Genomic DNA, 22,111 nt, shown 5'->3' with positions numbered 1-22,111 from the left:
TTTCAGTTGATAGAGAGACACGGAACAACGTATGTCTGATACCGAGCAGGATTTTACATGTCTGGAACTGACGACGCAGATCGTGTCGGCGCATGTTTCAAATAACACTGTCGCCGCCGATGCGCTCGCGGATCTGATACGTCATGTCTATCAGGCGCTGACCACCGTCGGGCAGCCAGCGGAAGCGCCGCAGAAGCTCCAGCCTGCCGTGCCCGTCAAACGGTCCGTATTTCCCGACTATATCGTCTGCCTGGAAGATGGCAAAAAGCTGAAAATGCTCAAGCGCCACCTGCAGAGTGCTTATGGCCTGACACCCGACCAGTACCGCGAACGCTGGGGCCTGCCCGCCGAATACCCCATGGTTGCCCCCAATTATGCCGAGCGCCGTTCCAGCCTGGCGCGGGAAATCGGGCTGGGGCGCAAGATCACGGCCGCTTCCGCGGGCGAACCCGCATCGGGCAGGCCGGGTCGCCGCCGCAAGGGGGGATGAAGGCGGAGGCTGCGCGCCGTCCGTCGCGCCTTCGTCGTGGGGGGTATTCATGATATTGCGTTATTATGGATACTGACCCCGATATGGTTCTGCATGCCGCATCACTTCGCCGCCGGCTTCTGCTCTGGCGGGGAGGTGCCGTGGCATTTTTTGTTCTGGCCTGCATCGTCGCCATTGCCCGCAGCCATGGCGGGGGGTGGACGGGCCAGAAGCCGCATCTCGTGCATCTCAGGCTGGCGGGAATAATTTCCGCCAATGAGCAGGATAATGTCGATGCCATCCGCAAGGCCGCCGATGACAGGACGGTCAAAGGCCTGCTGCTGGAAGTGAACAGCCCCGGTGGCGCGGTAACGGGTGGCGAGGTGCTGCATGACGCGGTGGCCGCTTTCGCGCGGCGCAAGCCCGTGGCCGTGTCCATGGGCAGTGTCGCGGCTTCGGCCGGGTATATGGTGTCGGTACCGGCCAACCGTATTTTTGCCAATCGCTCCACCCTGACCGGCTCGATCGGCGTGATTTTACAGTCCCCCGATGTTTCGCGGCTGCTGGACCGGGTCGGGGTGCATGTTGACGAACTCGTTTCCGGGCCGATGAAGGGGCAACCTTCCGTCGTCCAGCCACTTTCACCCGAGGGGCGGGAGATGTTGCAGGGCGTCATAACCGATCTTTATGGATTTTTTGTCACTGTTGTGGCCGATGGGCGACACATGCCGGTGGAGCGTGTGCGCCAGTTGGCCGATGGTCGGCCCTATACCGGGCAGCAGGCATTGGGGCTGGGACTGGTGGATCAGCTTGGTTCCCTGGCGGATGCCCGCGGATGGCTGCTGAAAACCGCCCTTTTGCCCGAAGATGCGCCGGTGACCGATATCGGCCCGACAGCCACGCGCCTGAACTGGCGGCGCTGGATCACCGGCCTGTTATCCGCCGTGCCAGGTGCAGAAATTCTGATTAAGGAAAGCAGTGCGCTTGACGGGGCTGTTGCGATCTGGAAACTTTAATTTTCTTGTATAAACAAGGGGAACAGGATGACCAGATCGGAACTGATCGCCGAGCTTGCCGCCGCCCGCCCCCATCTTCCCATTCGGGAGGTGGAGCGTATCGTTCAGGTCATCTTTGCTGAAATCAGCGATGCCCTGATGCGCGGGGACCGGGTGGAACTGCGCGGCTTTGGGGCTTTTACCGTAAAGAAGCGCGAGGCCCGTACCGGTCGTAACCCCAGGACGGGGGAAACCGTCTCGGTCGATGAAAAAGTGGTGCCGTTTTTCAAGGCGGGCAAGGAATTGCGCGAACGGGTCAATCAGTCGCCCGACAGGACGGACTGACCGCCTTCGGCTTCACCAAGCAGAAAATGGCAGGCAGGCGCCACGCTGGCTTTTACCAGCGTGGTTGAAGTTGTCGCCTGTCTCAGTGCCGGGCGTTGATTTCCGACAGCAGGAAGTCGCGGAACACGGCCACGCGCTTGGATGTGCGCAGCTCTTCGGGATAGACGAAATAGGCATCGACCGTGGGCAGCGGCACTTCCGGCAGGATCTTGACCAGATTCGGGTATTGCGACGCCGCATAAAGCGGAATCGACCCGATGCCGATGCCCGCCGCGATCGCACCCGCCATGGCGGCGAGGCTGTTGACTTCCAGCCGGGCCGGGCGGCGCTCATCGGAAGGCACGCCAGTCTCGGCCAGCCAGTTGATATGCGGCACGGGCGGGTGATAGCCCCCGAACAGGACCAGCTTGTGGGCATTCAGCTCCTCAAGCGTGCGGGGGGTGCCGTGGTCGTTCAGATATGACTGGGAGGCATAGATAGGCAGCGGGAAGTCGGCCAGGTGCCGCTGGATCAGGTCCGGCTGGCGCGGCGGATGCATGCGTACGGCGACATCGGCTTCACGCATGCCCAGATCGAGGTCGTTATCTTCCAGGATCAGGGTGATCGAAATATCCGGGTTGGTTTCCATGAACCGGTGCAGCCGTGGCGTGAGCCAGCAGGTGCCAAAGCCCGTTGTTGTCGTGACCCGTAGCCGCCCGGCCGCCTTTTCCTTGCTTTCCGTCAGCAGGGACTGCGTCATGGCCAGCTTGGAGAAAACTTCCCGAACCGTCTGGTTCAGGGTTTCACCCTGTTCCGTCAGGATCAGCCCCCGGGCGTGCCGGTGGAAGAGGGGAACCTGCAGGGCCTCTTCCAGCGCCGAGATCTGCCGCGACACTGCAGACTGGCTCAGGTTAAGCACGTCACCGGCATGGGTGAAGGACCCCGCCTCGGCTACGGCATGAAATATCCGGAGTTTATCCCAGTCCACGCGTTGACTCCGCTTTGCTATCTGATAGGGCGCGCCAAATGTTATGACACTACTTCCGTTGTGGTGAAGGAAATGTTGATGCAGGTCAAGGACTCTTCCAGTCCCTCACACGCACGCACCCAGGAAGCGTTCGGCCTCCAGGGCGGCCATGCAGCCGGTTCCGGCGGCGGTTACGGCCTGGCGATAGATCTTGTCCTGCACGTCGCCCGCCGCGAAAACTCCCGGCACTGAGGTGCGTGTGCTACCCGGTGTCGTGACGATGTAGCCATCCGTGTCGATCTCCACCACATCACGGAAAATTGCGGTGTTGGGGGCGTGGCCGATGGCAACGAACACCCCGTCCACATCGATATGCCGTTCAGCCCCCGTTACGCGGTCACGCAGGTCAGCACCCGTCACCACAGGCGGCGTGCCGCTGCCCGTTATGCGCGTGACCTCACTGTTCCAGATGACCGAGACCTTGGGGTTGGCATGCAGCCGGTCCTGCAGGATCCGTTCCGCGCGCAATGTGTCCCGGCGATGGATCAGGGTTACATGGGCGGCATGGTGGGTGAGGTACAGCGCCTCCTCCACGGCGGTGTTGCCGCCGCCGATCACGGCCACGCGCTTGCCACGGTAGAAAAAGCCGTCGCACGTGGCGCAGGCCGAGACGCCGGAGCCGCGGAATTCCTCCTCGCCCGGTATGCCAAGCCATTTCGCCTGCGCGCCGGTTGCGATGACGACACTGCGCGCTTCGTACACCATGCCGGAATCGCCCGTGGCGTAGAAGCGCCCGGTTCCGTCCGTTCGGGTGAAGTCACACGATACGATTATGTCATCCATGAGCCGCGTGCCGACATTGCGGGCCTGTTCGGCCATCTGCTCCATCAGTTCCGGCCCCTGTATTCCGGTGGCGAAGCCGGGATAGTTCTCGACATCGGTCGTGATCATGAGCTGGCCGCCGGGCTGGAGCCCGGCCACGAGAACGGGGGAAAGATCCGCGCGCGCCGCATAGATGGCGGCGGTATAACCGGCGGGGCCCGCGCCAATGACAAGCAGATCGGTAGAACAGGTCTGGGGCATGAGATCAGAAAAACCCTATTGTCAGAATTGCCTTTGGTATGATCGTCCACTGGCGTCCGTGCAAGGGTTGGAGTAGGAAGTGCATCATTATTGCGGCATACAGGCGCGACAGATGCCTGTTTTCAAGAGATGGAACGTGCATGGCGGAGCGGATGGCTGATCTGGATGCGATTGATCGTCGTATTGTGGCCGAACTTCAGCTGGACGGACGCATGACGAATGTGGAGCTTGCCCGCCGTGTGGGCATATCCGCGCCGCCCTGCCTGCGCCGCATGCGGCGTCTGGAGGAAGACCATGTCATCCGTGGCTACCATGCCGATACGGACGGCGCGCGGCTTGGCTGGTCCATCACGCTGTTCGCCCTGATCGGGCTGGACAGCCAGAAGGAGGCCATCCTTGCCGCGTTCGAAGCCCAGGTCTCGACCTGGCCGGAAGTGCGTGAATGCCACATGATCCGGGGCGGGGGGGATTTCCTTGTCCGGCTCGTGGCGCGGGATGCGACGCACGAGAACCTGCTGACCCGCCAACTGACGGAAGCCCCGCATGTGGTGCGCGTGCAGACATTGCAGACCATCCGCACCAGCCTCAACCGCCCGGGCGTGCCTGTGTGAGTAATGGGTACAGTCCACGCGGGTGGCTGTATCTGCTTGCGCTGCTGGCCTGCCTGCGGCTGGCCGTGGCGGCTTTCCTGCCACTTTCGCCAGATGAGGCATATTATCGCCTGTGGGCGTTCGCACCCGCCGCGGGTTATCTCGACCATCCGCCCATGGTGGCGGTGTGGATCCGGCTGGGCATGCTGTGCGCGGGCGATAACGCGCTTGGCGTCAGGCTGTTCGGGGTACTGGGCGGGGTTGGCCAGACCTTTTTCCTGATACGGGCGGTGCGTGACCTCCTGCCCGGTGTCGCGCCGCGTCAGGCGTGGCGGGCCGGTGTGCTGCTGCAGGCGACCCTGGCGCTGGCAATCCAGTCTGTTGTGATAACACCGGATACGCCGGTACTGTTCTTCATATGCGCCCTGTCATGGGCCATGGGACGGATCGTGGCGGGGGCGGGATGGCAGTGGTGGCTGGTCGCCGGGCTGGTTGCGGGACTGGCCTGTGACAGTAAATATACCGCCGTTCTTCCCGTTGCCGGTATCGCGCTCTGGCTTGGGCTGCAACTGTACAGGCAGCGTGGATGGATGCGCGGGCAGTGGGCGGCTCTTGGTGGTGGCGTCTGTCTGGCGGCATTATGTGTAACGCCAGTGGTGTGGTGGAACGCGGCACATGGCTGGGCCAGTTTCGTACGGCAGGGCGGGCGCACAGCGGATTGGCACCCCGGTCGCGCCATCCAGTTTCTGAGCGAACTGCTGCTGGGCCAGCTTGGCCTGATGACGCCGGGTATCGCCGCCTTTTTCATGGCGGGACTGGTCTGCCTGCTGCGGCGCGCGCGCCATGTGCCCGGCGCGGCGCTGCTGGTGTGCATGATCGTGCTGCCGGCATGCGTTTTCGTGCAGCATGCCGTGGGCGACCGGGTGCAGGCGAACTGGCCGGTCGTGATCTATCCCATGCTGGCGGCGGGCACGGCGCTGGTGGCATGGCGGTGGTGGCGGTGGGCCGTTGGTGGCGGGCTGGCGGTGGGCGTGCTGGTGTACGCACAGGCGCTGTTCGCCCCGCTTCCCTTATCCGCCCATACGGATGTGGCCCTGCGACAGATGGCGGGGTGGCGCGCACTTGCCACGCATATTGCCGCGACAGCGCGGCCAGGGGAATTCGTCGCGGCATGTGATTACGGCACGGCAGCGGAACTGGCCACCGTCCTGCCCCGGCACGTGGTTGTGGGAATGGAACCGCGCTGGGCAGTGTTTGACCTGCCCCATGGCGTGTCGGGCGATGGGATTATGGTGTGTAACCCCCGGCGCACATTCGCGCCTGATGTATTCACATCAGTCGAACGGATCGGAACGCTTGTGCGCGGGCGACATGGCCGGGCGGCGGAGACTGTCGATCTGTACCGCGTGCATATGCGCGATGACCTGTCCACACCCCAGCGCCTTGCCATCGCCCGTCTGCCCGTGCCGGGTGAACGGTAGGCAGGAAACAGGACCAGATGGTGGGGGCGGTTCTTCTGAAGCTTTTTGGAAAAAGCTTTACCAGAAACGTCCTTACAATATGCAGGGGGCGCAATATTGCGGGCAGTAATTGATGGAGTGAAGAATGTAATGAATTCTTCCGCATGCCGCCTGAAGACCCGGATTTCGGCACATTCTATTCCGGCAGGTTAAAAAAACCTTCGGGATGCATGCGCCATGCACATGCATCCCGAAGAAGAAAACCAATTACGTTATTTACTTAAAACTATTCCCACTCAATCGTTCCCGGCGGCTTGGATGTGATGTCGTAGGTTACACGGTTCACGCCACGCACTTCGTTGACGATGCGACCGGCCACGCGGTTAAGGAAGGACATGTCGAACGGGTAGATATCCGCCGTCATGCCATCCGTGCTGGTGACGGCGCGCAGGGCGCAGGCGTAATCATATGTGCGGCCATCCCCCATCACGCCCACCGTGCGTACGGGCAGCAGGACCGCGAAGGCCTGCCAGATGGCGTCGTACAATCCGGCCGTACGGATTTCTTCAAGGAAGATGGAGTCAACCCGCCGCAGCAGATCCAGCTTTTCGCGCGTGATCGCACCGGGGATGCGGATGGCCAGCCCCGGACCGGGGAAGGGGTGGCGACCGACAATGGCCTCCGGTATGTCCATTTCACGGCCAAGTTCGCGGACCTCGTCCTTGAACAGTTCGCGCAGCGGTTCGACCAGTTGCATCTTCATCCGCTCGGGCAGGCCGCCGACATTGTGGTGCGACTTGATGGTGACCGAGGGACCGCCCGTAAAGCTGACGCTCTCGATCACGTCCGGATACAGCGTGCCCTGCGCCAGGAATTCGGCGCCGCCCAGCTTCGCGGCCTCTTCCTCGAACACCTCGATAAACAGGCGGCCGATGGTCTTGCGCTTGATTTCGGGGTCGCTGACCCCCTCCAGCGCCGTCAGGAACAGTTCCGAGGCATCGCGATGGATCAGGTGAATATTGAAACGGTCGCGGAAGGTGCGAATGACCTCGTCAGCCTCACCCGCGCGCAGGATACCCGGATCGACAAAAATACAGGTCAGTTGCTCCCCGATGGCCTGATGGATCAGGACAGCCGCGACCGAGGAATCAACCCCGCCGGAAAGCCCGCAGATCACACGCCCCTTGCCGACCTGCTGGCGGATACGGGCAATTTCCATGTCGCGGAAACCGGCCATGGTCCACGTGCCCCGGCAACCGGCCACATCATGGGTAAAGTTGCGCAGCAGCGTCGCGCCATGCGGGGTATGCACCACCTCGGGGTGGAACTGCACGCCATACAGGCGGCGGCCTTCATCGGCGATGATGGCGAAGGGCGCGCCCTCGCTTACCGCCACGGCCTGAAAGCCGGGGGGCAGCTTCGTCACGCGGTCGCCATGGCTCATCCACACCTGTTCGCGCCCACCCCGCGCCCAGGTGCCGCGGAACAGGGCGCAGTCCTTGATGATATCGATATGCGCGCGCCCGAATTCACGATGCTCATGCGTCTCGACCGTGCCGCCAAGCTGGCGGCACATGGCCTGCTGCCCGTAGCAGATCCCCAGCACGGGCACATTCAGGGCGAAGACCACCTCCGGTATGGCCGGTGCGTTCTCGTCAAGCACGCTGGCCGGGCTGCCGGACAGGATGATCCCCTTTGGCGCGAAGGCGCGAATCTTTTCCGGGTTGGTGGAATAGGGCCAGATCTCGCAATACACCCCGCTTTCGCGCACACGCCGGGCAATCAACTGGGTAACCTGGCTGCCGAAATCCAGGATCAGAATACGATCCTCGTGCAGGGTTTCATCAAGCCCTGCCGGGGGGGAGGCTGTATTCACGGTATCGTTCATCATGTGTCTTTCGGTCGCGGCATTATCGATAAACCAGGTTTCCTGCATGAGCCGGGAACATGGTGCAAGCGTGGGATAGTCTTTCGCACCCGGATAGCACAATATAAGCCTTGAGGCAGGAGGGTATTTCCTGCCCGTGCCGGCTCGGCACCCGCTGCGCACCAAGTGCGGGAAACACCCGCAGGCCGTGGCCGGAAGGGGTGTTCGCGCCCGCGGACGGAACCTTTTGAAAATACCTTCCAGCCGGATTATAGGGTTGCTTCATGACCGTACGCCACCTTCCACCACTGATTGCCGCCTGTCTCGCCGGTTTTTTTTCCTGCGCGGCCATGGCGGACGCCCTGCATGATCCCACCGGGCTGTGGACTGGCAGGCTCGTGACCGATCAGGGCACATGTGACGAAACGCGTGATACCTCCACCTTCCAGATCGGGTCGAAACGCATCGCCTTCACCCCGGCGGATGGTTCGATCGCCCTGCGTGGCGTGCCGGAAAAGGATCATGCCCACTACCATGCCGAGGCCCTGCTCCAGCAGCCATCGGGCGCGCCCTTTCCCATGGTGTTCGAAGCCCACCCGGATGGCGAGACGATTGTCGGCACCTATGGCACCCCGCGCTGTCGGGCGCATATCGTGCTGAAACGCTAGAACCGGAACATCCGTCGCGCCGGTGTTCACGCAATCGGGAACACCTCCGTCCGATACAGGCATGGATGCGCGACGACGATCCGATATAGTCGCTACATGTCTGGTAACATGACACTTGCAGGCGCCGTTCTGTCCATTATTGTCCGTGATGGACGCATGCTGCTGGTTTGCAGGCGCAATCCACCCGATCAGGGTTTATGGGGTTTTCCCGGCGGTCGCATCGAATATGGCGAAAGCTACCTGGATGCGGCGGCGCGCGAACTGCGTGAGGAAACCGGCTTTGAAACCCATGCCGAAGGCACGCTGACCGCCTTTGACCTGATCGAGCGGGATAAGGGCGGAGATATCCGTTTCCATTACCTGATCGTCGCCGTTAAATGCCACGACAATGGCTGGACCCGGATTGCGGCGGGAGATGACGCCTGTGATGTCGGCTGGTTCGATTTGGCGGCGGTACGTGCCAGCCCTTCCGCCTTCAGCCCCGGGCTGCTGGAACTCGGCACGCTGGCCCTGTCCGACCGGGGCATTGCCCCATGGCCGGCGGCGCCCCGGACCCGCACACCCGGCAGCACCCCCGAACCCCGGACCGAAAGCATGCTGTCATGACCCAGTTTTCTGCCCTGATTGTCGAGGATGAAGCGACAATAGCGGAACTGGTCGCCACCATGCTTGAAGCGCACGGCGTCCGCGCCACCATAAGCGGGGGCGTGACGGATGCCATGCGACAGATTGACGGCCAGGCGTTTTCGCTGGTGCTGGTGGACCTGACGCTGCCCGATGGTGAGCCGGATGCCTTTATCGCCGCCGCCCGCGCGCACGGGAGCCATGTTATTGTCATGAGCGGCGATCCGGACCGGCTGGCGGGTTACGCTCCTCTGCCCCTGCTGGAAAAACCCTTCCGCATGAAAACCCTGCTGGAGCAGGTCAGGCAGTTGCTCCCGCTTGCAGGGTGAATGATGGACTTACCCATTGTCCGGTTCCATCTGGTGGGCTGCCTCACTCCATTCATAATCCGTGCCGTGGATCATTGCACTGATTGTATGGGATATGATCGAATGGATTCTTGTCGAATATATGGAATCCTTCTGTCATGTCCGCATATCCCTATCTGGTTCACTGGAAGGAAGAGATCAGCCGGAGCCCGAATGCGATTTACCTGACGCTGGCCGATGCCCTGGCGCACTCCATCCGCAAGGGAGACCTGCGGGAAGGCGACAGGCTGCCTCCACAGCGAACGATCGCGGAGCACCTGGGCACCAATCTGACGACCGTGACGCGTGCGTTCAGCGAGGCCCGGCGGCGTGGCCTGATCGACGCGACGGTAGGCCGGGGCACCTTTATCCGTGTCGGCGCGGGGCAGAGCCACTGGCGTCATACCGGTCCGGCCGTGGTTGACCTGACCATGAACCTGCCGCCCATTCCGCAGGAGCCATCCCTGCAACGCATCATCCAGAACGATATTGCGGCCATCCTGAAACAGCAGGATCTCAACAGTCTCATGTCCTATCGCGTGACAGGTGGCACCGTTGAGGAACGCCAGCTTGGCGCGAAATGGATCGCACCCGTCATCGGCCAGCGGCGAACGGACGAAATTCTGGTGTCTCCCGGCGCCCAGAGCGCACTGGCCGCCATTGTCAGCACACATACCCAGCCGGGTGATGTGATTGTGACCGACCGCATCGCCTATCCCGGCATCCGGACCATAGCGGCACAGTTCGACCTTATTCTGGTCGGCGTGGATAGCGATATGGAAGGCATGATGCCTGACCAGCTTGATCGGGTCTGCGCCGAACACCATCCCCGGCTGCTTTACTGCATCCCGACCATTCACAATCCCACCACGGCCACGATGTCGCTGCAAAGGCGCAAGGATATCCTTGCCGTTGCCCAGCGGCATCACCTGCATATTGCGGAAGATGATCCCTATAGCCTGCTTATGGACACCCCGCTGCCGGCGCTGGCAGCACTTGACCACAGTCGTGTCAGCTATGTGGCCACACTCGCCAAGACGCTGAGCCCGGGCCTGCGTACCGCCTATGTCGCCCTGCCCAATGCCGACATGACCCGGCGGGTGACGGCGGCCATCCGGGCCATAGCGCTTACCAATGCCGGTCTTCTCAGTGCGCTGACGGCGCGGTGGATGCAGACGGAACAGGCCCATACGATCCTGCATGCCATCCGCAAGGAACTGCGCCTGCGCCAGTCCATTGCCCGCAGGGTGCTGGGGGAAGGGCACTGCATGAACCCCGATGGCCCGCATGTCTGGCTGAAACTGCCGGACTGGTGGGGCAGTACGGATTTTGTGGCCTATGCGCGCAGGCGGGGGCTGGCGCTGGTGCCCAGCAATGTGTTCACCATCAGTGGCGAGCCGCCGCAGCGTGCGCGCATCGCACTGGGCAGCGCGCCGGATGCGACGGGCCTTGAGGAATCCCTGCACGGGGTCCTGTCGGTCCTGCAACACAGACGCTCCCCCGGGTTTGCCGATATTGTCTGACCCTGCCGTTACGCCCGGAATCGGTGCGCCAGACTGATTTCACAGGTCCGTATGCCTTTTTTCAGGAAACAGGATACGGATGTTTTCACGAATACGTGATAACAAATCCTTTTAAAAACAGATGTTTATATAAAAACGGGTAGATTGTGTGGGGCGGCATGATTTATTGTATGCCCATGTCACTGCCGACAGGGTTTGTATTCCTTAATTTGCCCTGTTTGTACCACATGTTAGTTCCATACAAAATTTTACCGCCGACATATCCCATGCCACGTTTCCTCCCGCCAGAGCGGTCACCCCGGCATCCCGCCGGACACCGCACCACACGGGAGAAAGACCATGCCGAAAGTCGAACACGCCCCCCACAGGGATGGCGACTGCTTCGTCGATTATGAAAACAAGGTTTTTGAGGACGTCAAAGCCAGACCCGGCGAAAAAGCCCTCATCACCTTCCATACGGTCGCCTTTGAGGGCTCGATCGGCTTCGTCAATCTGCTGCAGGCAACCCGCCTGATCCGCAAGGGCTTCGAGACCTCCGTCCTGCTCTATGGTCCCGGCGTCACCCTTGGCGTGCAGCGTGGCTTTCCCCGTCTGGGTGACGAAGCCTTTCCGGGGCACATGAACTGCAACAGGCAGATCACGAAGATCCTTGAGGAAGGCGGCAAGGTCTATGCCTGCCGCTTCGCGCTACAGGCGCTCTACGGCCATGGCGAGCAGTCCCTGATCCCCGGTATCACGCCCATCAATCCGCAGGACGTGCTGGACCTGATCCTGCTTGCCCGCCGGGACAATGCCTTCATCCTCGATACCTGGACCGTCTGAGAACTATCGGGAAGGACCGCAAGCCATGTCCCGTATCGTTCGTGCCGCAGCCATCCAGATCAGTCCCGTCCTTGGTGACGACGGTCTGGGTACTGCCCGGAAAGTCTGTCAGGCCATCCGCGACGCCGCCGGAAAAGGCGTGAAACTGGCAGTCTTTCCCGAAACCTTCGTGCCGTACTACCCCTATTTCTCGTTCATCCAGCCCGCCTTCCGCTTTGGTGGCGAACATCTGGCGCTCTACGAACGCGCCGTCGTCATACCCGGCCCGGTTACCGACATGGTGGCCGAGGCCGCGCGCGACACCGGCATGGTCGTGGTGCTGGGCGTGAATGAACGGGATTTCGGCACGCTCTACAACACCCAGATCATTTTCGACGCCACGGGAGAAATCCTGCTCAAGCGCCGCAAGATCACGCCCACCTATCATGAACGCATGGTCTGGGGGCAGGGGGATGGCGCGGGGCTGAAAGTGGTGGACAGTGCTGCTGGGCGCATCGGGGCGCTGGCCTGCTGGGAGCATTACAATCCGCTCGCCCGCTACGCGCTGATGACCCAGCATGAGGAAATCCACTGCGCCCAGTTCCCCGGCTCACTGGTCGGCCAGATATTCGCCGACCAGATGGAAGTCACCATCCGGCATCACGCGCTGGAATCCGGCTGCTTTGTCGTGAACGCCACGGGTTTGCTGACGGAAGAGCAGATCAAGGAAATAGCAGGTGATCCTGCACTGGAGGGGCCGCTGCGGGGTGGGTGCTTCACGACCATCGTCTCACCCGAAGGCAAGCTGCTGGGGGAACCGCTGACGGAAGGCGAGGGGATGGTGATTGCCGATCTTGACTTCGCGCTCATCACCAAGCGCAAGCGGATGATGGATTCCGTGGGGCATTACGCACGCCCCGAACTGCTCAGCCTGCTTCAGGACCGGCGGCCCGCCCGCACCGTTCATTACGTTGATGAAGCCGATCCGTTTCCCACATCCATAGATGAGGCCGCGTCATGACCGTTCCGACACTCGGCACGCTTTCCGACCGCAAGCTTGTTACCGACCTGCAATCCTTCGGGCTTCAGATCGGCGCACAGACCGGCGGCATGACCCGCAAGGGCGGGGCCGGCCCTTCGGATCACAAGACGATCACCATCGCGGGCCAGACCGTAATGGTGCCGGTCCATACATCCGGCGCACGGCGGTCTCCGTTTCAGGCCAGCCCGCCGGACCGGAACGGGGCGAGCAAGCTGCTACGCGATGGGCAGACACTGGGCACGATCCATTTCCCGGCCGCCCCGCGCTTTTATGGCCTGAGCACGGCGGAGGGCATTCCGTACTGGAAAATCGCCCTGCTGCACGGGCGCGACACGTTGGCGACCACGGTGCACCAGACCTGCATCCGCTATGCCGACCGGCGCACGTCCTGCCAGTTCTGCGCCATTGGCCAGTCGCTGGAGGCCGATCGCACCATTGCCTACAAGACGCCAGCACTACTGGCCGAGGTCGCCAAAGCCGCCGTTGAACTGGACGGCGTGCGCGACATGGTGCTGACCACCGGCACGCCCAATGTGGTGGACCGGGGTGCTGCCGTGCTGGCCGAGTCAGCCCGTGCCATCCGGGCCGCAGTGGATCTGCCGCTTCAGGTCCAGTGCGAGCCGCCGCGCGATCACGGCTGGTTCCAGCGCCTGCGCGACGCCGGGGCCGACAGCCTGGGTATGCATCTCGAAGCCGCAACTCAGGCGGTGCGCGAGAAGATCATGCCCGGCAAGGCCACGGTCAGCGTCGATCGTTACATGGAGGCTTTTGCCTCCGCCGCCCCGATCTTCGGGCGCGGGCAGGTCAATACCTATATTCTGGCGGGGCTTGGTGACAGTGCGGGCGATATTCTGGCGCTGGCCGAACGCCTGATTGTGCTCGGGGTCTATCCCTTCGTGGTGCCGTTCGTGCCTATCTCGGGCACACCGCTGGAAAATCATGCGCCACCCTCTGGTGATTTCATGAAGTCCGTGCTCGCACCACTTGGGCGGATGTTGCGCGAGGCAAACATGAAGTCCACCGACATCCGGGCCGGGTGCGGCCGGTGCGGTGCGTGTTCCTCGCTTTCGGCCTACGAACAATGAGCACGATGCTCGAAGGCGTGGAGGACAGGCCGTTCATCCCTACGGAATATGTCGTGCGTCTGGCCCGCACGCCGTGGGAACGCGCGGGCTATCACGCGCTGCGCCGCGACGTGTTCTGCACCGAACAGCAGGTGTTCGCCGATGATGACCGCGATGCGATCGACGCGACCGCCATTCCCATCATTACCGCGTGTTGCATGGCGGGCATGCCGGACCGGATCGTCGGTGCCGTACGTATCCATGAAGCCGAACCCGGTGTCTGGCGTGGCTCCCGTCTGGCCGTCCATGAAGACCACCGCAAACTGGGGCGGATCGGGGCGGAACTCATCCGCATGGCGGTCAGCACGGCGCACGGGCTTGGGGCCACGCGGTTCCTGGCGCAGGTGCAGGAACAGAACGTGCTGTTCTTCCGTCGCCTGCACTGGAAAAGCCTTGGGACCATAACCCTGCACGGCCTGCCGCATCACGACATGCAGGCTGACCTGTCGCGCTATCCGCCGCATGGTCATGACCAGACATGGCTGCTGCGCCCACAGCCCCGCAACCGGCAGGTGGCATGATGGCACACGCATTGAGCAACATGCTTGACCACCTGCGCAACGGTCGCGCGCTGGCCGGCAAGCAGGATATTGCGCAGGTAGCCGCTATCCTTGGCCATGACGCGGGAGGGGCCATTCGCCTCGGCGATGACTGCGCGGCGATCCCGGATGGCGATGGCTATCTCCTGCTGGCCAGCGAGGGGTTTCAGGACAGCTTCGTGCGGTCCATGCCGTGGTTCGCCGGGTATTGCGGCGTGATGGTCAATGTCAGCGACATTGCAGCCATGGGCGGTCGTCCCGTAGCCGTGGTCGATGCGTTGTGGAGCGATACGTCCGAAGCGGCGGCAATGATCCTGACCGGCCTTCATGACGGTGCGCGCACCTATGGCGTGCCTGTCGTGGGTGGCCATACCAACAGGCGCAGTACCCATAATTCGCTGTCGGTCGCGATCCTTGGCCGTGCCCGTCATCTGCTGACCAGTTTCGATGCCCGTCCCGGTGAGATCCTGATCGCCGCCATCGACCTGCGCGGGCGCTGGCATGACCCGCATCCGTTCTGGGACGCCAGTTCAGCCCTGTGTGGCACCGGGGAGGCGACACGCCTGCGGGGCGATCTCGACCTGCTGCCCGGCATAGCCGAGGCCGGGCTGAGCCGCGCCGCCAAGGACATCAGCATGGCTGGCCTGCTGGGCACCGCCCTCATGCTGGCTGAATGTTCGGGCATCGGCATGACCATCACGCTCGATGACATTCCCCGCCCCGACGATGCACCGATGGAGCGCTGGCTGTCCGCGTTCCCCAGCTACGGCTACCTGCTGACGGCCCGGCCCGAGGATGCTGAGGCGGTCATGGCCCGGTTTCATGGACGTGACATTGCGGCTTCTGTCATCGGTCAGTGTGACAGCACGCAGCGGCTGGACGTTATGTGGAACGGCGCGAAAGAGACCTTCTGGGATCTCGCGCAGGTCCCGCTCATGGGGTGTGCGCCATGAGCCTGTCCATCGGCATCCTGACCCACTCCACCAATCCGCGCGGCGGCGTGGTGCATGGCATGGCGCTGGCGGAAGCCCTGTGTGACGCAGGCCACGACGCGACGCTGATCGCCCCGGATGTGACCGGGGCCGGTTTCTTCCGCACGCCCCGTTGTACGACCTACTGCATCCCGGCCGTGCCCGAGCCCGATCTGCCAACACTGGTGGAACGACGCATTGCCGAGATCAGGGATGCACTGCGTGGGCAGCAATTTGACGTGCTGCACGCACAGGACCCCATCAGCGCCAATGCACTGGCCGAACTGGTGGAAGAAGGGCGAATACCGGGCTTTGCCCGCACGGTCCACCATCTCGACCATTTCTCCCACCCGGTCCTTGCCGCGCGGCAGGAACGGGGGATCAGGGCAGCGACGGAACTGTTTACCGTCAGCACGCTGTGGGAAGGCATCCTGCGCAACGAGCATGGCCGTGAAGCCCCGGTTGTTGGCAACGGGGTCGATCCCGTGCGCTTTTCGCCCATGCCAGGCGCGCGGGATGCCGCGTTGCGGGCGCGGTATCACCTGCCTGCGGGCCAGTGCCTGATCCTGTCCGTAGGCGGGATCGAGCGGCGCAAGAATACGCTGCACCTGCTGGAAGCGTTTGTGGCCCTGCGCCGCGAACGGCCTGATGCGCATCTGGTTGTGGCGGGCGGGGCCTCGCTGCTGGATCATTCGTCCTACCGCACCCTGTTCGCGGCACGCCTGCGCGAAAGCGGTGCAGCCGGTCATGTCACCATAACCGGGCCGGTTGCGGATGAGGACATGCCTGCCTTCTACCGGCAGGCGGATGTGCTCGCCTATCCGTCCATAACCGAAGGGTTTGGCCTGTGCCCGCTGGAGGCGCTGGCTTGTGGCACGCCAGTCATCGTGCCGGAAATCGCCCCCTTTACCGGGCACCTTTCGCGGGCGGATGCGCTGTGGTGCGACCTGACGCGCCCCGACACCCTGTTTCTGGCCTTGCGGGACGCGCTGAGCGTCAAAAATCGCGACCGTTTCCGCATCAGCGGCCCCGCAACGGCCCGCCGTTTCGACTGGAGCAGCGTCGCCGCTCGACACCTTCCCGCATATCGGCGTCTGGCCGCCCTGTCGCGCGCCGATGCCCCTGTTTCTGGAGTTTTGTCATCATGCCCGAAATGACCTTTCGCGTGCGCTGGCCCGATGGGCAGGAGACCGACTGTTACTCCCCCTCGCTGGTCATACGGGACCACTTCATGCCCGGTCAGGAGTACCGGATCCGGGAATTCCTTGAAAAAGCAGACACGGCCCTGACGGCAGCCAGTGAGCGGGTTCGCGCGCGCTATGGCTTCCCGTGCAGCCGCGCCCTTGGCCAGCTTCAGGCCATAAGGCAGGCCGGTGCGCCTTTTCTGAACCAGTCCGATGCGCAGGTGCGCATCCTGTCTTTCAGTTATTGAGACGAAAAGAATAACCATGACACAGAATGAAAAAACCATCCCCGTCATCATCGTGGGCGGCGGGCAGGCCGGCCTGTCCATGAGCTGGTACCTCTGCCGCGAGAAGGTGGAGCACATTGTCTTTGAGGCAAAGACCGCCTGCCATTCGTGGGACGATGAACGCTGGGACAATTTCTGCCTGGTCACACCGAACTGGCAGTGCGAACTCCCCGGTCATCCCTACAAAGGGAAAGACCCGCACGGCTTCATGGTGAAGCAGGAAATCATCGATTACGTGAAGGGTTTTGTGGACTCCTTCAGCCCGCCGCTGCGCGAGCACACGGCTGTTACCTCGATTACGCGCCATGAAGCTGGTGGTTACCGCGTGGTGGCGGGTGGTGACGTCTGGCACGCGAAACATGTGGTCATCGCATCAGGTGCGTATCAGGACGCGGTCATCCCCGGTTACGCCAGTGCAATCGACCCCGCCATCCATCAGGTCCACTCGCAGGATTACCGTAATGCGGCCCAGTTGCCGGAGGGTGCGGTGCTGGTCGTGGGCAGCGGCCAGTCCGGTGCGCAGATTGTCGAGGATCTGTTCCTTGAAAAACGCCGGGTCCATCTCTGCGTCGGCTCCGCCCCGCGCGTCTCGCGCTTCTACCGTGGGCGTGACATTGTGGACTGGCTTGCGGACATGCACTTCTATGACCTGACGGTGGATCATCACCCCCTGCGTGACGGTGCGCGCGACAAGACCAATCATTATGTCACGGGCCGAAATGGCGGCCATGACCTTGACCTGCGCCTGTTTGCAAGGGAAGGCGTGGGCCTGCACGGCACGCTGGAGACAATCCGCGATGAAGTGGCGCACTTCGCGCCGGATCTTGCGGAAAACCTTGATGATGCGGACAGGACAAATGCCGACATCAAGAAATCCATCGACGCCTACATCGCCCGTGAAGGGATCACGGCTCCAACCGAAGCTCCTTATGTGCCTGTGTGGGAGCCCGATAGCAGCAACACGCCGCTGGATCTGAAGGCTGCCGGGATCACGTCGATCGTCTGGTGCATCGGTTTCCGCCCGAGCTATCGCTGGATTGATGTGCCCGTCTTTAACGGAGCGGGCAAGCCGGTCTGGCATCGCGGCGTGACCGATGCGCCGGGCTTCTACTTCCTCGGTCTGCCATGGCTGCACACTTGGGGATCGGGACGGTTCTCAGGCGTTTCGCGCGATGCCGCGTGGCTGGCCAGCCAGATCACCGGCAAAGATGTGCCCGTAGCCTGATCGGAGTAAGCGCCATGCTTCCATGGATGACATACGAGGCGATGTACGATGCGGCGTTGAATCAGCCAGAGCAGTTCTGGCTGGCTGCGGCGCAGCGCGTCACATGGAAGCAGGCACCTGTGACAGCGTGCCAAACGCGGGCGGATGGCTGGCATGACTGGTTTCCCGACGCCACGCTCAACACCTGCCATAACGCCGTCGACCGGCATGTTGAAAATGGTCGCGGCGGGCAGGCGGCATTGATCTGGCATTCCTGCGCGACCAAGGAACGTCAGGTTGTAACCTACAGGGAGTTGCAGGGCAGGGTGGCCGGGTTTGCCGGTGGCCTGCGCTCGCTGGGGGTGGAGAAAGGCGACCGGGTCCTGATCGCCATGCCAACCATGATCGAGACGGCCATTGCCATGCTGGCCTGCGCGCGGATCGGGGCCGTGCATGTGGTGGTCTTTGCGGGCTACGCCGGGCCCGAACTGGCGCGCCGGATTGATGATGTGGCCCCGAAAGTCATCATCATTGCCAGTTGCAGCTTTCAGGGGCAGACGCCCATTCCATCCGCACCTGCCCTGAATGAGGCACTGGCCAGAGTCACGCACAGGCCACAGGCCTGCGTGATCGTGCAGCGTGAAGCCTGTCCGGCATCGCTTCAGCCGGTACGGGATCATGATTTTCGCATGCTGGAACAGTCCGCACCGGCAGAGCCAATCATGCTCCGCTCCGAAGATCCCCTCTATATCCTTCATACCTCCGGCACGACGGGCAATGCGAAAGGCATCGTGCGCGACAATGGCGGGCATGCCGTAGCACTCGCCCTGTCCATGGAACTGATCTATGGCTGCAAACCCGGTGATACCTTTTTCACGACATCGGATCTGGGCTGGGTTGTCGGTCATTCCTACGGCGTCTATGCGCCACTGATCAGCGGGTGCACCAGCGTGATTGTGGAAGGGGGCGCATCCGCTTCCGCCATCCGCATGCTCTGTCACGAACACGCCGTGACCTGCCTGTTCACCACGCCCACCCAGATGCGCCTCATGCGGCAGGAAAGCCGTCATCTGTCAGGGGCGATCCTGCCTGCGCTGGCTCGCATTTTCGTGGCCGGAGAGTATGCGGACCCGACATTGCTGGACTGGGCGCGATCCTTTTTCCGCAAACCTGTAGTCAATCACTGGTGGCAGACGGAAACCGGGTGGAGCATCACCGCCCATTTCTTCGGCCTGCCCGAGCGTGAGCCGGTCCCGCTCATGAACGATATCGGGCGGCCCGCGCCGGGATTCCGCCCGGCCATCGTGCCGTCCACGCCGGGTGAACCGTGCGGCGAGATTGTCCTGTCCCTGCCGCTGCCGCCCGGCTGTCTGGCTGGCGTATGGAAGGATGGAGCGATCCGTGTTCCTGCCGCCTATCTTGATGAAACGAAACAGTATTATCGCACCTTCGACGAAGGCATGATCAAGGCCAGCCGCGCCGTGCATATGCTCGGGCGCTCCGATGATGTCATCAAGGTTGCGGGACGGCGGATTTCGGGCGTGCAGATCGAAAGGATCATCGCCACCCATCCGGCCGTTCATGCCTGTGCTGTGGTCGCAATTCCGGACGAACTGAGAGGGCAGCGGCCTGTCGCCTATGTGGTGACTGATTCCGGGGCGGAATGCACACTTTCTTCTGAAGACATCATCGGGCGGGTCAATCAGGCGCTTGGCCGATGGATCGGACTCAGGGAGGTCCGCTTCGTCAGGCACCTGCCCACAACCGTATCCGGAAAGATCATGCGCAGGCACCTGATGGTTTCCTGCCCTTAAAACATCGCGCGAATCATCAAGAAAGTTTTTGGTGAAGCTTTTTTCAAAAAGCTTCAGGAAACGCCGCCTTTTTGAAAAAAGGCGGCACCCAAAAACTTTTATTACTTCTTATAAATGAGTTCTATTAAACCAGCTCCTTACCGGATCACCGCGCAGGCAACCCGGTCCCCCGCGCCACCGATGGGCTGGGTCTGGTAGTCATCGGGATTGGCATGAATGACAAGGGCCGAACCATCGGCATCGAGCAGCGCCGGGCGACCGTCCTTTCCGTTCAGGGAAACCAGTGTGGAATAAAATTCCACCGTGGCCGCTCCATCCGTTCCGACAAAAATATTGGGCAGGTCACCGGCATCATTCGCATTCGGGTTCAGCAGGCCATGCACCACGGGAGATGTCGCATGCACATGCGCACCGGCGCTGGTGAACTTCGGTGCCCCGCAATCCCCTTTTTCATGGAAATGGATGCCATGCCAGCCGGGGATCAGCCCTTTGGCCTCAACGCGCAGCAGAACGCCCTTCGGGGCTTCCGTGACATGAATGGTTCCGCGTGCGGTCCCATCGCTGCCCAACAGGTTGCCCACCGCAGTATCGGCCGCATGCGCCATGGAGGAGAAAGGGGCAAGGCTGAGCACCAGGGCGGCAAACAGGTTAAGGCGAGGCGAGGGCATAAGGATTTTCCTTTTTCGACGCGGGTTCAGGTCATGAACACCGGAAATGGCGCATGGTTCTCCCTGATATCCTGTCGCAATTAAGAAAAGATCGCAATAATGGCAGGCTAACCCGAGGCCCCATTCCCCACACCTGAACCCGACATGCGGCCAGCCCGCCCCAATGCCGGGAAGGCAGGGCAGGGAAAGTACCCTCTGGCCCATGCACGCGTTGCCGCATAAACAGTAGTGTACGCCTTGGGGCGAAATTGTCATGTCCCCGGTGACCCACGGTGATAGAATTCACCGGGCGACAGAGGAAAGGAACCGGGCGGGGGCGGATAAACCCACATCTATTATTTTTCGGAAAAAACATGTTACAATTCGAGATGTGAGGTTTCCTGTATGAAGATTGGCTTTCTTTTCAATCACGACTGTATCCACCAGATTTCACATACCGCACCAATTATCTGTGAACTTGTCGCGCTGGAGCAGGATGTGACGGTCATGACTTCCTCGGCGGAACAGGAGGCCCATGTGCGCAAGACGATCGCGTCCTGTTCGGATCGCGTACGCTTTGTGCATATCGGCATTGGTCGTCTGGCCCGGGCCATCAATGTTGTGGCCAGATCTTTCCTGCCATTCCAGCGGATCGCCAACCTGCATGAAAATGTGGGGCTGTTCGCCGGGCTGGATGCGCTTGTCGTGCCGGAAACGACTTCGGCCCTGCTGAAAAGCCATTTCGGACTGGATATCAAGCTGATCTATTTCCCCCATGGCGCGGGTGACCGGTCCATCGGGTTTCGTAACGTGACACGGTTTTTTGATCTGGTTCTGCTACCGGGTGCCAAGACGCGCGACCGCATGCTGGAAAAACGGTTGATCCGGCCGGAAGGCCATGCGGTTGTCGGTTATCCCAAATTCGATACCGTGGATTTTTCGGTACGCAGGCGCTTTTTCGATAATGACCGGCCAACCGTTCTGTACAACCCGCATTTCGATCCCATCCTGTCTTCATGGTGGGACATGGGGCTGGATGTGCTGGAATGGTTCGCGGGGCAGGACGACTACAACCTTATTTTCGCCCCGCATGTCATGCTGTTCCGTCGCAAAATGCATGTGTCGGTCGAACATCGCCGCATCCGTCTGCGCCGGATGATCCCCGAACGGCTGCGTAACCTGCCCCATATCCGCATTGATACGGGAAGCCAGTATTCCGTGGATATGTCCTATACCCTCGCCGCCGATATCTATCTGGGGGATGCCAGCAGCCAGATCTATGAATGGATATATCAGCCGCGCCCATGCATTCTGCTCAATTCCCATGGGGCTGACTGGCAGGGCAATCCCAATTATACCCATTGGAACATGGGGCAGGTGATCGACCGGGTCAGCGCCCTGCCGCATGCGCTGGCCGTGGCGCAGGAACAGCAGCAGTTCTATGCACAGCGACAGAAGGAGGCGTTTCAGGCTACGTTCCATACGGTCCCCACACAAAGTGCCGCCAGTCGCGCCGCGCGGGAAATCGTCCATTTTTTGTCACACAATAAAGCGCTCGCGGCCTGAATGCGGGTTGGGGTA

General features: G+C 61.9%; 23 protein-coding genes. 19 read left to right on the top strand and 4 right to left on the bottom strand.

Features of this window, described 5'->3' with window-relative positions; translation table 11 throughout:
• The first annotated feature begins 31 nt into the window (after positions 1 to 31).
• The 3 genes from LDL28_RS04190 to LDL28_RS04180 all read left to right on the top strand — a co-directional run bounded on the left by LDL28_RS04190 (position 32) and on the right by LDL28_RS04180 (position 1,809).
• A complete protein-coding gene (locus tag LDL28_RS04190; RefSeq protein ID WP_233057352.1) occupies positions 32 to 490 on the top strand; it encodes a MucR family transcriptional regulator in 459 nt (152 codons plus the stop codon).
• A 65-nt stretch (positions 491 to 555) separates the two neighbouring features.
• Entirely contained in the window at positions 556 to 1,485 is a 930-nt protein-coding gene (gene sppA / locus LDL28_RS04185; RefSeq protein WP_233057351.1) for a signal peptide peptidase SppA, read from the top strand.
• Positions 1,486 to 1,512: 27 nt separating this feature from the next.
• Complete coding sequence (locus LDL28_RS04180; RefSeq protein ID WP_233057350.1) at positions 1,513 to 1,809, top strand: integration host factor subunit beta; 297 nt, start codon at positions 1,513 to 1,515, stop codon at positions 1,807 to 1,809.
• 82 nt (positions 1,810 to 1,891) lie between these two features.
• Here the strand turns inward: LDL28_RS04180 and LDL28_RS04175 are convergent, their stop codons facing one another.
• The gene (locus tag LDL28_RS04175; protein ID WP_233057349.1) at positions 1,892 to 2,776 is read right to left on the bottom strand and encodes a LysR family transcriptional regulator; all 885 of its coding nucleotides are present in this window, start codon (positions 2,774 to 2,776) and stop codon (positions 1,892 to 1,894) included.
• Positions 2,777 to 2,881: 105 nt separating this feature from the next.
• Positions 2,882 to 3,838, bottom strand: a complete 957-nt coding sequence (gene trxB / locus LDL28_RS04170) for a thioredoxin-disulfide reductase (protein WP_233057348.1) — start codon at positions 3,836 to 3,838, stop codon at positions 2,882 to 2,884.
• Between the two features lie 140 nt (positions 3,839 to 3,978).
• Here trxB and LDL28_RS04165 point away from each other — a divergent pair, with 140 nt between their 5' ends.
• Positions 3,979 to 4,449, top strand: a complete 471-nt coding sequence (locus LDL28_RS04165) for an Lrp/AsnC family transcriptional regulator (RefSeq protein WP_233057347.1) — start codon at positions 3,979 to 3,981, stop codon at positions 4,447 to 4,449.
• The gene (locus LDL28_RS04160) at positions 4,446 to 5,909 is read left to right on the top strand and encodes a glycosyltransferase family 39 protein (RefSeq protein ID WP_233057346.1); all 1,464 of its coding nucleotides are present in this window, start codon (positions 4,446 to 4,448) and stop codon (positions 5,907 to 5,909) included. Before LDL28_RS04165 ends, LDL28_RS04160 begins: the two co-directional genes overlap by 4 nt.
• A gap of 265 nt (positions 5,910 to 6,174) precedes the next feature.
• Here the strand turns inward: LDL28_RS04160 and guaA are convergent, their stop codons facing one another.
• Positions 6,175 to 7,779, bottom strand: coding sequence for a glutamine-hydrolyzing GMP synthase (gene guaA / locus LDL28_RS04155; RefSeq protein ID WP_305069281.1), 1,605 nt, complete (start codon positions 7,777 to 7,779; stop codon positions 6,175 to 6,177).
• 260 nt (positions 7,780 to 8,039) lie between these two features.
• Here guaA and LDL28_RS04150 point away from each other — a divergent pair, with 260 nt between their 5' ends.
• The 13 genes from LDL28_RS04150 (at position 8,040) to LDL28_RS04090 (ending at position 19,883) form a co-directional block, all read left to right on the top strand.
• Positions 8,040 to 8,423 carry a hypothetical protein gene (locus LDL28_RS04150; RefSeq protein ID WP_233057345.1) on the top strand — a complete coding sequence of 128 codons (384 nt, stop codon included), beginning with the start codon at positions 8,040 to 8,042 and terminating at the stop codon, positions 8,421 to 8,423.
• A 96-nt stretch (positions 8,424 to 8,519) separates the two neighbouring features.
• On the top strand, positions 8,520 to 9,029 hold the full coding sequence (locus LDL28_RS04145) for an NUDIX hydrolase (protein WP_233057344.1): 510 nt from the start codon (positions 8,520 to 8,522) through the stop codon (positions 9,027 to 9,029).
• On the top strand, positions 9,026 to 9,376 hold the full coding sequence (locus LDL28_RS04140; protein ID WP_233057343.1) for a response regulator: 351 nt from the start codon (positions 9,026 to 9,028) through the stop codon (positions 9,374 to 9,376). Before LDL28_RS04145 ends, LDL28_RS04140 begins: the two co-directional genes overlap by 4 nt.
• Before the next feature lie 137 nt (positions 9,377 to 9,513).
• The gene (locus LDL28_RS04135; protein ID WP_233057342.1) at positions 9,514 to 10,917 is read left to right on the top strand and encodes a PLP-dependent aminotransferase family protein; all 1,404 of its coding nucleotides are present in this window, start codon (positions 9,514 to 9,516) and stop codon (positions 10,915 to 10,917) included.
• Between the two features lie 339 nt (positions 10,918 to 11,256).
• On the top strand, positions 11,257 to 11,739 hold the full coding sequence (locus tag LDL28_RS04130; protein ID WP_233057341.1) for an MSMEG_0572/Sll0783 family nitrogen starvation response protein: 483 nt from the start codon (positions 11,257 to 11,259) through the stop codon (positions 11,737 to 11,739).
• A gap of 25 nt (positions 11,740 to 11,764) precedes the next feature.
• Positions 11,765 to 12,739, top strand: coding sequence for a Nit6803 family nitrilase (locus LDL28_RS04125; protein WP_233057340.1), 975 nt, complete (start codon positions 11,765 to 11,767; stop codon positions 12,737 to 12,739).
• Positions 12,736 to 13,845, top strand: coding sequence for an MSMEG_0568 family radical SAM protein (locus LDL28_RS04120; RefSeq protein ID WP_233057339.1), 1,110 nt, complete (start codon positions 12,736 to 12,738; stop codon positions 13,843 to 13,845). Before LDL28_RS04125 ends, LDL28_RS04120 begins: the two co-directional genes overlap by 4 nt.
• Positions 13,842 to 14,405 carry an MSMEG_0567/Sll0786 family nitrogen starvation N-acetyltransferase gene (locus LDL28_RS04115; RefSeq protein WP_233057338.1) on the top strand — a complete coding sequence of 188 codons (564 nt, stop codon included), beginning with the start codon at positions 13,842 to 13,844 and terminating at the stop codon, positions 14,403 to 14,405. The genes LDL28_RS04120 and LDL28_RS04115 overlap by 4 nt, the downstream gene beginning before the upstream one ends.
• The gene (locus LDL28_RS04110) at positions 14,402 to 15,376 is read left to right on the top strand and encodes a sll0787 family AIR synthase-like protein (RefSeq protein ID WP_233057337.1); all 975 of its coding nucleotides are present in this window, start codon (positions 14,402 to 14,404) and stop codon (positions 15,374 to 15,376) included. Before LDL28_RS04115 ends, LDL28_RS04110 begins: the two co-directional genes overlap by 4 nt.
• Positions 15,373 to 16,551, top strand: coding sequence for an MSMEG_0565 family glycosyltransferase (locus LDL28_RS04105; protein ID WP_233057336.1), 1,179 nt, complete (start codon positions 15,373 to 15,375; stop codon positions 16,549 to 16,551). Before LDL28_RS04110 ends, LDL28_RS04105 begins: the two co-directional genes overlap by 4 nt.
• Positions 16,539 to 16,826, top strand: a complete 288-nt coding sequence (locus LDL28_RS04100) for an MSMEG_0570 family nitrogen starvation response protein (RefSeq protein WP_233057335.1) — start codon at positions 16,539 to 16,541, stop codon at positions 16,824 to 16,826. Before LDL28_RS04105 ends, LDL28_RS04100 begins: the two co-directional genes overlap by 13 nt.
• A gap of 16 nt (positions 16,827 to 16,842) precedes the next feature.
• Entirely contained in the window at positions 16,843 to 18,090 is a 1,248-nt protein-coding gene (locus LDL28_RS04095) for an MSMEG_0569 family flavin-dependent oxidoreductase (RefSeq protein WP_233057334.1), read from the top strand.
• Positions 18,091 to 18,104: 14 nt separating this feature from the next.
• Entirely contained in the window at positions 18,105 to 19,883 is a 1,779-nt protein-coding gene (locus tag LDL28_RS04090; RefSeq protein WP_233057333.1) for an AMP-binding protein, read from the top strand.
• Between the two features lie 137 nt (positions 19,884 to 20,020).
• Here the strand turns inward: LDL28_RS04090 and sodC are convergent, their stop codons facing one another.
• The gene (gene sodC, locus LDL28_RS04085) at positions 20,021 to 20,551 is read right to left on the bottom strand and encodes a superoxide dismutase[Cu-Zn] (protein ID WP_233057332.1); all 531 of its coding nucleotides are present in this window, start codon (positions 20,549 to 20,551) and stop codon (positions 20,021 to 20,023) included.
• A 384-nt stretch (positions 20,552 to 20,935) separates the two neighbouring features.
• Between sodC and LDL28_RS04080 the strand changes: the two genes are divergently transcribed.
• On the top strand, positions 20,936 to 22,096 hold the full coding sequence (locus LDL28_RS04080) for a hypothetical protein (protein WP_233057331.1): 1,161 nt from the start codon (positions 20,936 to 20,938) through the stop codon (positions 22,094 to 22,096).
• Positions 22,097 to 22,111 lie beyond the last annotated feature (15 nt).

This window comes from Komagataeibacter sp. FNDCR2 (assembly GCF_021295395.1).
Taxonomy (GTDB): domain Bacteria; phylum Pseudomonadota; class Alphaproteobacteria; order Acetobacterales; family Acetobacteraceae; genus Komagataeibacter.
Note: the sequence above shows the minus strand (reverse complement) of the source record. Positions and strands in the feature narration are given on the sequence as shown.